The 13,254-nt window shown below is 52.7% G+C and carries 6 protein-coding genes; all 6 read left to right on the forward strand.

What is annotated here, in order from left to right; all coding sequences use genetic code 11:
- Positions 1 to 55 precede the first annotated feature (55 nt).
- The 6 genes from IV04_RS20445 (at position 56) to IV04_RS20470 (ending at position 13,104) form a co-directional block, all read left to right on the forward strand.
- The gene (locus IV04_RS20445; protein WP_037404485.1) at positions 56 to 607 is read left to right on the forward strand and encodes a toxin-activating lysine-acyltransferase; all 552 of its coding nucleotides are present in this window, start codon (positions 56 to 58) and stop codon (positions 605 to 607) included.
- A 53-nt stretch (positions 608 to 660) separates the two neighbouring features.
- Positions 661 to 1,233 carry an Ail/Lom family outer membrane beta-barrel protein gene (locus IV04_RS20450; protein ID WP_037404483.1) on the forward strand — a complete coding sequence of 191 codons (573 nt, stop codon included), beginning with the start codon at positions 661 to 663 and terminating at the stop codon, positions 1,231 to 1,233.
- A gap of 139 nt (positions 1,234 to 1,372) precedes the next feature.
- Entirely contained in the window at positions 1,373 to 10,402 is a 9,030-nt protein-coding gene (locus IV04_RS20455; protein ID WP_051916903.1) for a hemagglutinin repeat-containing protein, read from the forward strand.
- Positions 10,403 to 10,410: 8 nt separating this feature from the next.
- Positions 10,411 to 10,830 (forward strand): SMI1/KNR4 family protein, encoded by a 420-nt coding sequence (locus IV04_RS20460; RefSeq protein ID WP_037404482.1) that lies wholly within the window; start codon positions 10,411 to 10,413, stop codon positions 10,828 to 10,830.
- Positions 10,831 to 11,387: 557 nt separating this feature from the next.
- Positions 11,388 to 12,458: a DUF262 domain-containing protein gene (locus IV04_RS20465; RefSeq protein ID WP_072010936.1), complete on the forward strand. Its 1,071-nt coding sequence runs from the start codon at positions 11,388 to 11,390 to the stop codon at positions 12,456 to 12,458.
- Between the two features lies 1 nt (position 12,459).
- Entirely contained in the window at positions 12,460 to 13,104 is a 645-nt protein-coding gene (locus IV04_RS20470; protein WP_037404480.1) for an MAE_28990/MAE_18760 family HEPN-like nuclease, read from the forward strand.
- Positions 13,105 to 13,254: the final 150 nt, after the last annotated feature.

The following is a 13,254-nucleotide window of genomic DNA, read 5'->3' on the forward strand; positions in this document are numbered from 1 at the left end:
GTATTACTGATCCACTACAGTTTTACCCTGAACTGGGATTTTTGAGGACAGCACGATGCTGATAGGTGCATATGACGTGCATGCCCCGTTGATATTGGGGGGCGATCGCAGTGAGGCCGAAGTCCTGGGGGCTTCTGTCTGGCTGTGGATGCATTCGGCCCAGCATCGGGATCTGCCGCTGCATGCGCTGCCCACGGTATTACTGCCGATTATCAAGCATCAGCACTACATGCTGGTCAGCCGCGGAGCGCAGCCGCTCTTTTTCATGAGCTGGATGTGGCTGGACGCTGAGGCAGAAGCACGTTATCTCACCCAACCGGCCATTCTGGTGCAGGAAGCCGACTGGGCCTGTGGTTACCGGTTGTGGATACGCGACTGGATCGCGCCCTTCGGGGAAACCCGCGCCATGCGCCGTTTGGTGACGCAGACGCTGTTTCCTGACCGCTGTTTCCGTTCTCTCTACCACCGTGGTGCGGAGAAAGGCCAGCGTGTGATGAATTTCAAGGGTGAGCAGATCGGTCACGCACAGGCTCGCGCCTGGCGTGCCGCTCACCCTTTATCTGTCTCTCTTCCTGAAACCCCGCATGCCGATGAGCGGCAGGGTTAGGGCGATATAAAACCGATGCGAAGACAGGCATCTCACATTAAAAGGATGACGCAATGAAAGCATTATGGATGACCGCTGCACTGGTCGCGGCTCTGGGATTCAGTACATTGGCACAGGCTGAACAGCACACGGTCTCTCTAGGATATGCGCAGAGCAAGGTACAGAACCTGCACAACATCAACGGGGTGAACCTCAAGTACCGCTATGAGTGGGATTCGCCGATCAGCGTGATCGGCTCATTTACCTACATGAGTGGCAAGGATGATTACTCTTATCTGCTCGCCAGAGACATCATTAATAACGAAGCCAAGATCAAATATTACTCACTGTCTGTCGGCCCGGCTTACCGCTTTAATGAGTTTGTCAGCGCCTATGGCCTGCTGGGTTTCAACCGCAACAAAGTCGATTATTCCTCCCAGTGGTACAACTACCAGGGTTCATATGTGCTGGCGGGGAGTCAGTCCGGCAATGAAAACAAGACGTCCCTGATGTATGGCGCAGGGGTGCAGATCAACCCGATTGAGAATGTGGCCGTCGATATCGGTTACGAAGGTTCCAGACTGAATATCGCCGGACAGTCTCACGACATTAACGGTTTCAATATTGCTATCGGCTATCGCTTCTGATGCCATACAGATATCCCGGTTTCGACCGGGATAGTCCCTGATGACCTGAAGCGATAGGTCACCGTGCTGTCGCTTGAGGTCATTGGGGTAGATAAAAAAACTGACTTTTCACTTTCAGATTTTCTGCAGGGACGTTGTTGTGAACAAGAATCTCTATCGCATCGTATTCAATACCGCCCGTGGCATGCTGATGGTCGTGCCCGATATCGCAGGCGCTGGCCGTGCGGCGGCCTCATCCCCTTCATCCGGCACCGGTTACACCCTCAGCCAGATCATTGGCTCGGTCAAAGGCGTGTGCTTTGCCCTACTGCTGGCGCTCGGGGCCATCCAGCCGGTGCAGGCCAATATCGTTGCTGATGGCAGTGCGCCGGGCAACCAGCAGCCCACCATCATCAGCAGTGCCAACGGCACCCCGCAGGTCAATATCCAGACGCCAAGCGCAGAGGGTGTTTCGCGCAACGTCTACAGCCAGTTCGATGTCGATAACAAAGGGGTGGTGCTCAACAACAGCCACCTCAACACCCAGACCCAGATCGCCGGGATGGTCACCGCCAACCCGTGGCTCGCAAAAGGCGAAGCCAAAGTCATTCTGAACGAAGTCAATGCCCGAGACCCGAGCCAGTTAAACGGCTTTATTGAAGTCGCCGGACAAAAGGCCCAGGTGGTCATTGCCAACCCGGCAGGCATCACCTGTAGCGGCTGTGGCTTTATCAACGCCAACCGCGCCACACTCACCACCGGTCAGGCGCAGATGCTGAACGGCCAACTGACCGGCTACAACGTCGAGCGCGGCGAGATTGTGGTGCAAGGCAAGGGCCTCGACAGCAGCCAGCAGGATCACACCGACCTGATCGCCCGTTCCATAAAAATCAACGCAGGCGTCTGGGCCAACGACCTCAACGTCACCACCGGACGCAACCAGGTCGATGCATCACATCAATCTGTCACAGCAAAAACCAGTGATGGCAGTCCCCGTCCCTTTGTCGCGGTGGATGTGTCCCAACTGGGCGGCATGTACGCCAATAAAATCCTGCTGCGCGGCACCGAGGCCGGGGTGGGGGTGCATAACGCCGGGGCGCTCAATGCGATTGCCGGTGACGTGGTGGTCAATGCCGATGGTTTGCTCACCAGCAGCGGAGCCATCACCGCCACGCAAAACCTCCAACTCACCACCTCGGGCGGTGTGGAAAACAGCGGCAAACTCTACGCCGGAAACAATACCCAGGTTCAGACGGCAGGGGCACTCACCAACAGCGGCATTCTGGCCGCACAGGGTCACACCACCCTCAGCGCAGCCAGCCTCAACAGCACCACTCAAGGGGTACTGGCCGCAGGCATGGCGAGCGATGGCAAACTGGGCACGAGCGGCAACCTGACGCTCAACAGCCAGGGGCAGCTTTCAGCCAACGGCCAGAACTCGGCGGCGGGGCAACTTATCGCCACCGGCACCGCACTCGATTTCAGCGGCAGCCAGACCTATGGCAACACCATTGACCTTCAGGCCACGGCGGGGGAACTCCGCACCGCCGGGGCCAACCTGGCCGCCACACACACCCTTTCTGCCCGTACCGGCGGGATGCTCAATAACGACGGCGGTAAACTCAGCGCCGACCAGCTTTCCCTCACCGCCAACAGTCTCTCCAACCAGCAGGGCACCGTGCAGCAGCTCGGGCAGCAGGATTTCACCTTGAGCCATGCTGCGAGTATCAATAACCGTGGCGGCACCATTGCCAGCAACAGCAAAAACCTGACGCTCAACACGGCGAACCTCAATAACGAGACTGGCACGATTGTGCATGCTGGTGACGGAGCCTTGTCGATTCAGGCCGCGCAGATGAACGGCGACAAGGGTGCCGTGGTCTCCAACGGCAGCCTCGCACTTTCTGGCACTGCGCTGCAACTGGACAACACCACCACCCAGGCCGGGAATATCACCCTGAACGCGGGAAGCCTGTCGCACCGTGGCGGACAGATGACCCAGACCGGCAGCGGCACGCTGAACCTGAATGTCACCGATTATTTTAATAATCTCGACGGCTCCGTGTTCTCGAACGGCGCGCTGTCGCTGACTGCCGGAACACTGAACAACCAGCAGGGTGAGCTGATAGCGGCTGACAAGCATGATTTAACCCTGACGCTCGGCGGCACATTGAACAACCGCGACGGCCTGATTGCCGCTGACGGGCGTTTGACTTCCCTCACGGGGGCAGTGGACAACACCGGTGGGCTGATCCAGGCCGGTTCCGCGCTGAATCTCAACAGTCGTGGCGCAGAGGTGATCAACCGCAACAGCGGCACCCAGGGCGGCATCATCAGTTCCGGCAGCATGACCCTCTCAACCGGCAACCTCGACAACCGTGCGGGGCAGATTGCGGCCAAGGCGCTAAATGCCCAAACCGGTGATATCAATAACGGCGCAGGCAAAATTCTCGCTGATAACGGCCTGACACTCGAGAGCCGCGCCCTTAACAACCAAGCAGGCAGTATCCAGTCGGGTGCCGCACTGACACTTGACACCCACGGTCAGAACATCAATAACGCGGCGGGGGGCCTGCTTGGGGCGTCAGGCTCTCTGTCGCTTTCCAGTGGGGCGCTTGATAACCGCCAGGGGAAACTCGTCGGCGGTGGTGATACACAGTTACACACCGGCGTAATCGATAACCGGGGCGGCCAACTGGCTTCCCTCAGCACGTTGTCGATCTTTAACACGGGGCTCCTCAACGATGACGGTGGCCTGCTGCAAAGTGCGGCGGATCTGCTGATCGACACTCAAGGTGGAACACTCAGTAATACCGACAGCGGTGACCAGGGCGGCATCACCAGCCAGGGCAATCTGACCCTTCACACCGCAACGCTGGATAACCAGCACGGTGTGCTGATCAGCAACCAGCAACTGACCTTGACCGCCGGGGCGGTCAATAACCAGCAAGGCCAGATCGCGGCACTGGACAGTATCAACGCCCTGACGCAGGCGTTGAATAACGCCTGGGGCAGCTTGCAGTCCGGGCAGAATGTACAGTGGAATACCCAAGGTTATGCGCTCGATAACCAGCATGGCACCTTCAGTGCGCAGGGTGATCTGTCGCTGACCACCGCCGATGTGAACAACCAGTACGGGGTTCTGGCTTCCGGTGGGGCGATGACGCTCAATACGGCTGTCTTCGACAACAGCCTGCAGGGCAATTTGTTTAGCAAAGGCTCATTGGATTTCACCGCCAGCCAAATTAACAACCAGCAGGGCCAGATCCAGGCGCTGGGCAATATGGCGCTTAGCGCCGTTCAATCGGTGATCGACAACGGGGCCGGGCTGATCCAGGGGGCACTGAATGTCACCCTGAACGCTGCCACCATTCTCAACCAGAACACGCTTGATGCACAGCGTGGTATCCAGGGCGGCAGCCTGACGCTGAATGCGGTAGATGTCGATAACAGCCAGGGTGCGCTGCGCGTCGATGATGCGCTGACGCTTAATCTCAGCGGTAATCTGAACAACACCTCGGGGCTATTAAGTGCGCAAAACAGCCTGCACACTCAGGCCCAGCAGATCACCAACAGCGCTGGATCGATGGAAGCGGGTCAGCAACTCACTTTGAACAGTGGTTCCCTGACCGGCGACGGCTCGCTGCTGTCGCTGGGGGATATGACGCTCAATCTGACGCAGGATTTCTTTAATACGGGTACGGTGCAGGCGGGTAACAATCTGGCCTTGAGCACCCAGGGTAATTTGACCAACCAGTCGCTGATCCAGGCCGGGAACCAGCTTGACCTGACCACCACGAACCTGTTCAACAGCGCCACGGCGGAACTCAGTGCTGGCACCACGCAACTCACAGCCACCCAGACCCTGACCAACACCGGTCTGATCGACGGTTTCTATACCCGTCTCAACGGCACCACCGTCAATAATATCGGCAGTGGCCGTATTTACGGTGATGCGCTCGCTATCCAGGCTGGGACACTCAACAACCTGGCAGAAAACGGTCAGGCCGCGACGATTGCGGCTCGTCAGCGCCTCGATCTGGGTGTCGGCACGCTGAACAACTACGACCATGCGCTGATTTACAGCGACGGTTTCATGTCCATCGGCGGGGCGCTGGACGGTAGCTATCAGGCCATCGGCCAGGGCGGGGTACTGAATAACCACAGTTCCACGATTGAATCCGCCGGAGACATGGCGCTCAACATTGCGCAGATCAACAACATCAACGACCATTTTAGCCTGGAGAACGTGCTGGTTTCCCAGGAGCAGATCTCCGAATATGAAGTGGCGCGTCTGAATAACGGTGTGCGTTATAACGACAAAGACTACACCATTTACATCTACCAGGATGAAGTGAATGTCCTGTGTATCGAAGGGGTGATCTGTCACACCACCGACGGTGACCGTTTTACCCACTACGACTACACCCGCACCATTACCGAAGACCGGGTGAAAGAGACCGACCCCGCCAAAATCCTTGCCGGGGGTAACCTCAGTATCAATGCCAACACGGTACTGAACGACAAGAGCCAGATTATTGCCGGTGGCGCACTGTCGCTGCAGGCCGGGTCCGTCGATAACGTCGAGGTCGAGGCCAACCGCCAGATCAATGATGTGGGTAAGGCCACCTACTATTCCCGTCACCAGCAAAAGGGCGGTGATTCCTCCAATGTCGATGAAACCGGCTACACACCGCCAACAGTCATCCAGGCGATCACCCTGAAACCGAGTACGCTCGCGGAATATACCCAGGGCCAGGGCAGTGCTCTGGTGATTGATGCGCAGCAAAAAGCGGACATCAATGGCGATATCCAGGGTGCAGCAGGCATTAATGCCGCGCCGATTGCCGGGCCGGGCGCAGGCAACCTGCTGCCGGTGGTGCCGGGGGCCGTTACCCTGCCAGCCGGTAAAACCTTCGAGGTGAATCTCGGAGCGTCAGGCAAGGTGGTGCGCATCGTTGGTCCAAATACCCAACTGCCGGATAACAGCCTGTTCCAGGTGCACCCGGAAAGCAGTCCGTATCTGGTGGAAACCGATCCGCGCTTCACGGACAAGAAACAGTGGCTGGGTTCGGATTACATGATGAACGCCTTCACCACGGACCCGAACAACGTGCTGAAACGTCTGGGGGATGGCTACTACGAGCAGCGGCTGATCCGCGAGCAGGTGATCGCCCTATCCGGTAACCGTTACCTCGATGGCTTTAGCAATGACGACGATCAGTTCAAGGCGCTGATGAACAACGGCGTCGAGTTTGGTAAAAAATATAACCTCACTCTGGGTGTGGCGCTCACCGCCGAACAGATGGCATTGCTAACGGGCGATATCGTCTGGATGGTGGCGCAGACCGTGACCCTGCCGGATGGACGTACCCAGCAGGTACTGGTGCCACAGGTGTATGCCACCGTGAAAGCGGGTGATCTCGATGGCAGCGGCGCGTTGCTCGCCGGAAAAACCGTGGGTCTGAATCTCACCGGCAATCTCACCAACAGCGGACGCATCAACGGCCAGCAGAGCACGCAGATCCTCGCGGAAAACATCAACAACCTGGGCGGGTTGATCCAGGGGAATGATGTGGCGCTGAAAGCGCGCACCGACATTAATAACGTCGGTGGCGTGATCGCCGGGCAACAAAGTCTCACCGCGACTGCCGGACGGGATATCAACGCCATCACCACTACCCGCAGCGCCGAGAGTGCTGGGGGCAACTTTGCACGCACTACACTGGACCGCGTGGCAGGGCTGTATGTTCAGCAGCCGGATGGTACGCTCGCGCTGCAGGCCGGGCGGGATGTGAATCTGACGGCGGCGCAGGTGGTTAACAGCGGAGAAGGCGGCACCACCGCTATTACAGCGGGGCGTGATCTCAACCTCAATACGGTGAACACCGGCAGCACAGACAACCTCAACTGGGGTGACAACTGGCAGCACCACTCCAGCAGCCAGCAGGTCGGCAGTGAAATCGTTGGTGCCGGTAACGTGCAACTGGGGGCTGGAAATAATGTGAATATCACCGCAGGCAACGTCTCTGCCGGTGACACGCTCAGTGTGGCGGCAGGTAACGATATCAACATTCAGCATGGGGTTGATACCACTACTCTGGACCAGCATTACAAGGCGACCGGCAGCAGCGGCATGCTCTCAAAAACCACCACCGAGTCGCGGGACACCATCAGCCAGCAGACTGTGCGCGGTAGCCAGTTGAGTGGTGACAGCGTGAGCATGCAGGCCGGACGTGATTTGACGGTCACGGGCAGCAGCGTGGCCGCCACGCAGGATGTGGCTCTTTCTGCCGGTAACAACCTGAACCTGCAGGCGGCGACCGAGCAGCGCGATGAAACCCATATGTTGCAGGAGAAGAAAAGCGGTCTGTCTGGCACCGGTGGGATTGGATTCAGCTACGGCACCAATGACACCAAAACCACCGATGACGGCAAATCCCGGACCAGCGTCGGCAGCACCGTGGGCAGCACCCAGGGGAATGTCACGTTGAACGCAGGTAATAGCCTGACGGTGCAGGGTTCTGATGTATTAGCCGGAAAAGACATCAACCTGACCGGCAAGGAAGTGAATGTCCTTGCAGCAGAAAACCAGAGCACCCAGAAGCATGTGGTGGAGCAGAAGCAAAGCGGCCTGACGCTGGCGCTCTCTGGTACGGTGGGCAGTGCCGTGAGTTCGGCAGTATCAAGCGCCAACGACGCCAGCAAGGAAAGCAGCGGTCGTCTTGCCGCCTTGCAGGGCATGAAAGCGGCATTGAGCGGGGTACAGGCAGCTCAGGCTAACGAACTGCACAACGCCGGAGATGAAAACACCAGCCTGGTGGGGCTGAATCTTTCCTACGGCAGCCAGTCGTCGAAATCCGAGCAGACGACCAACCAATCGCAAAGCCAGGGCAGTACCCTGACAGCAGGCAACAATCTGAATATCCGCTCGACCGGAACGGATATCAACGTTCAGGGCAGCCAGTTGCAGGCCGGGAAGGACATCAACCTCAATGCCGCGCGTGACGTCAATCTGCTTTCTGCGCAGAACACCCAGACGGTGGACGGCAAGAACGAAAGTCACGGTGCTTCTGTTGGCGTGGGTGTGAATTTTGGGCAGGGCAAAAATGGCCTGACGTTGAACGCCAGCGCCAACAAAGGTAGCGGCTCGGAAAGCGGCAATATGCTGACCCATACTGAGACCACATTGAACGCCGGTAACAACCTCAACATCACCAGTGGCCGTGACACCACGCTGACTGGCGCACAGGTGAGCGGTGAGAAGGTGACGATGGACGTGGGCCGCAATCTGACCTTAACCAGTGAGCGCGACAGTGACAACTACGACTCGAAGCAGCAGAACGCCAGTGCGGGCGGCAGCGTCGGTGTGGGCACCATCAGTGGCTCGGTCAATCTGAGCCGTGACAAGATGCACTCGACCTACGACAGCGTGCAGGAGCAGACGGGGGTGTTTGCCGGAAAAGGTGGCTTCGACATTACTGTGGGTGAGCACACCCAGTTGAATGGGGCCGTTATTGGATCCACTGCCACGGCAGACAAGAACAAACTCGATACCGGCACCCTGGGGTTCAGCAACATCGAGAACAAGGCCGAGTACGAGGTTGAGCACCAGAGCGCGGGAATCAGCTCGGGCGGCAGCTTCGGTGGTCAGTTTGCGGGGAATATGGCCAATGGCCTCCTGACCGGGGTGAATGGCAGCGACAGTGCCAGTTCCACCACGAAGTCGGCAGTCTCTGAGGGCACCATCACCATCCGTGACAAAGACAAGCAGACCCAAAATGTCGGGGATCTCAGCCGTGACGTGGAGAACGCCAACCCGGGGCTGGACAAAATCTTCGACAAGGAAAGGGAACAAAACCGGCTGAAAGAAGCGCAACTCATCGGTGAAATCGGCAGTCAGGCGGCAGATATTGCCCGGACGCAGGGGGATATCAACGGGCTGAAAGCGGCGAAAGAGAAGTACCCGGATAAGACAGTCGAGCAACTGCGTGAAACCCAAGCCTATAAAGATGCCATGAAGCAGTACGGCACCGGTAGCGCGTTACAGCAGGGTATTCAGGCGGCAACAGCAGCGATTCAGGGACTGGCCGGTGGCGATATGGCGAAAGCGCTGGCGGGTGCCAGTGCGCCGTATCTGGCGGAGGTCATTCACAAGATGACCACCAGTGCGGATGGCAAAACAGTGAATACCGAAGCCAACCTGATGGCCCACGCCGTTCTGGGGGCGGTGACTGCGGCAGTGAATGGCAACAGTGCGTTAGCGGGAGCCTCCGGCGCGGTCATGGGTGAGTTTATTGCCCAGCAGATGTACCCGGGTATCAAGCGTGAGGATCTGACGGAAGAGCAGCGTCAGACCATAAGTGCCCTTGGCACCCTGGCAGCAGGTTTGGCCGGGGGTATTGTGGGGGACAGTACGGCTGACGCGGTTGCGGGAGGACAGGCAGGGAAGAATGCGCTTGAGAACAATAACCTTGCCCATGCATTAGGTGCTGCAGAGGCGCAGAAAGCAGGGACGATAAAGAAATATGAAGAGAGCAAGAAAGCTTACTGCGAATTGATGCCGGATGCGTGTAAGCAGGCTGGAGAGATCATCAAGGGTGGGGCTGATCTGGGTTCAGACTTTATCCCGGTTTATGGTGATATCAAGAGCTTTGCAGAAGCACAGAGCGCACTGGATTATCTGGTTGCTACGATAGGCATCATTCCTGTTGCTGGGGATGTTGCGGGTAAGGCGATTAAGGGTGCAGAAGCTGCGCTGAAAAAAGGCGACCTTGCTGAAGCGTCTAAGCTACTCAGCAAAGCCAGTGATGAAGTTAGTAGTGTTAAATATTTCGGTCAAGACAGAAAATACTGGTCAGCAGAGCCTGTGCAATTTAATGGCAATAAGGTCTATCAGCGGAATGACTTGTTTGATCCGCACTATGTTGATCCAAAATCTGGAAAAACAAATATCCAGTTAATGGATGCTGGTAGGGCACCGATAGGTACTGATGGCAAGCCAGTGAATCTTCATCATATGCTGCAACGACAAGATGGGCCGATTGCTGAGGCTACTCAATCTTTCCATAAAGAAAATCATGGTGTTATACACATAAATGATAATACTATTCCTTCCGGTATCAACCGAGCAGAATTTAACAAATGGCGTTCTGATTACTGGAAAGAAAGAGCCGCAGGGTTTAAGTAGGAGGTGATATGAGCAGTGAACTTGATAGAGTTATCAATGAGTTAAAGATGTTATCAGGCGGCGAAAGTCTTAATGTCGACTTGCCAGATGATGCATTAATAACGCGCTATGAAAAAGACATCGGTTTTACTTTTCCTGAGGACTATAAAAAAGCGCTGAAAGAAGTCAGCAATGTATTTTATGGGACCGTTGAATTGCTATCTGTTACTAAAGATGGCAATTATTATGGTGAGCTTGCTCAGGCTTTACGTGATGCGAGAGATCAAGGACTGCCCGAGGACTGGTTGCCTATCTGTGAAGATAACGGTAGTTATTATTGTCTTGTCCCGAATGGTCAAGTTAGATACTGGACTACAGATGGTTATAGTGACGAGAAATGGCCGGACCTGGCAAGCTGGATTAAACAGGTCTGGATAGAAAGCAATTAATACGTACCTTGGTCATCTGACCAAGGCATTGCTTCTATATACAAAACACTTACCATCATAGATGAAAAGCATAGAGTATGAGCTTGAATGATGTAAAAAATGCCATTGATATTATCAATGGCAAGAGGGATGAGTCTGACTTTGATGGGCCTAAAGATAAAGCGCTCATTAAATCTTCAAAGTAAGCCAGACTGACACGGGGCACTGCATTCTCTGTAACAGTGTGGTTAGGTTGCATAGAGAGTGTGAGTCCATAGTTCGCATTAGTTCAGATTTGATCTGGTACTCTTACGGCACAGAGCTATACCCAGTCGGCAGACAGCTTTGTTTTAAGAGTAGACATACTTACCCAAAATCATCTTAAAAATGCGCTGTAAGAATGTTATGCTGAGAGAGTCATCACTCTTATGATTTTATATACAGAAAGTATTTTTCTGAATTATAGTCTTATCAGAGATAAGCTAAAAAAGGAAGGGGGGGAGTCTTCATTGAACGAGCATCAGTTAGAGTTAGGTTGAGTTATTCTTCATATTTTAGGGTTAAAAAAGGAGTAAATAATGGATGTAGAATCTCAAATTAAGCAACTAAGAAAAGAGGTTGCATATGATACCAGAGATTTCACTATTGAAATCATAGTGAATAAATACAAGGAAGGCTTCGATGATAATATGAATGAGATATATGTCCCTGAGTACCAACGTGATTTTGTATGGGATGAAAACAGACAATCAAAGATGATAGAGTCCATTATGCTCGGATTGCCTATACCATCAATATTTATTGCCGAAGACGATAATGGTAGATTTGAAATCGTTGATGGCTCTCAAAGGATTAGAACGCTTAACGCATTCATCCACGATGAGCTTGAATTAACTGGATTACAAAAAATAACATCATTAAATGGACATGTCTTTTCATCTTTAGATATCTCAAGACAAAGGAAGTTCAGAAATACAGTAGTCAGTATAATCGTTTTAGCTGAGACTGCATCTGATGAAATGAAAAATGATTTATTTGAAAGGATAAATAAAGGGGCGGATTTACTTCGAAATATGGAGACAAGAAAGGGAATTTATCATGGCCCATTCACAGACTTTGTTTATAAAGAATGCTCGATAAACGAAAAATTTAGAGAGATGGTAATTTTATCTAAATCCGTAAAAAACAGGCAGGAGTATGAGGAACTGATTGTTAGATTTTTTGCTATGGTAGACTCATATCCGAAGTACACTACATTTTCGCGCAGTGTCACTAAGGCTCTTGATGAATATATGCAAAGTGAGAATGAAAGATTTTCTAGTGATATCAAAGAGAGCAAGAAAATAGCGTTCAACAGAATGATAGACTTTGTTGCCGACAATTTTATGTTTGGGTTTTCAAAAGCAGAAGGAATGGAGACATCAAGGATATTATTTGAGGCAATATCAGTGGGTGTCCATTTGGCTCTTGAGAAAAAGAGTGACCTTACACTGAGTGAGAAGGTAGATGTGAGATATTGGACGTCGAAGAAAGAGTTCGCCAAAGTAATCTCAAGTGAATACAAAACACACGCAGTACAGACGTTAAGAGGTCGAGTTGAATTTGTTCGTGACTCTTTGATTAAGTTGTCAAATAACAAGAGAAATTGATATGGATATCATTAAGAGTGATTTTGATGATAGATGTGAGACCATAAATCACTTACATAATCACATCGAATTTATGACACTACAGTCTAAATCTGTAACTACAGTTCTTATATTGAAGTCGAGCTTATTTGTTGCTATTTACAATAATATAGAAGCGACTTTCTTTGCTTTGTTTGAGCAGATACATAAAGAAGTTAGCTCTGTCGATTACCATGCTCTTTCCCAACGTCTAAAAGTGTTATTTGTTGAATATCATTTCAATAAAATTAGCAGTATTAATCCAGGTTCGTTAAAAAAATTACAAGAGTGTGAGTTGAAATTTCCACAGTTAATGGAGTATTTGGATAAGAGAAAGCTCTTTTCAGGTAATCTTGATGTAAGAAAAGCTAAGGATATATTCTACACATATGGAATACCATTTTTTGAATTCCACCCGGATGTGTCTGAATCTATTTTGACCGTAAAAAACAAAAGAAATAGTATAGCTCATGGAGAGGTTACCCTATTAGATGCAAGTTCTGGGTTTAATAATGCTAAAATGAAGAGACTTGTTGATGATAATGAAAATTTCCTAACGAAATTGATCAGTATTGTTGGCCTTTATCTTGATGGAAGGAAATATCTGAGTGCTGTAAATGCAGCGTAAGACAAAACAATTTATACCCAAAATAATTCTAAATAGCTTTTCACAATAGTAGATCACTGGATGGATACTCAGTACTACTTTACGAATCACCACTCTCAACAGCAAAGCCTTAGCATGTGGTCATTTGAGGATGAAAACACCCTACGCCTT

Source organism: Serratia sp. Ag1 (assembly GCF_000743355.1).
Taxonomy (GTDB): Bacteria; Pseudomonadota; Gammaproteobacteria; order Enterobacterales; family Enterobacteriaceae; genus Chania.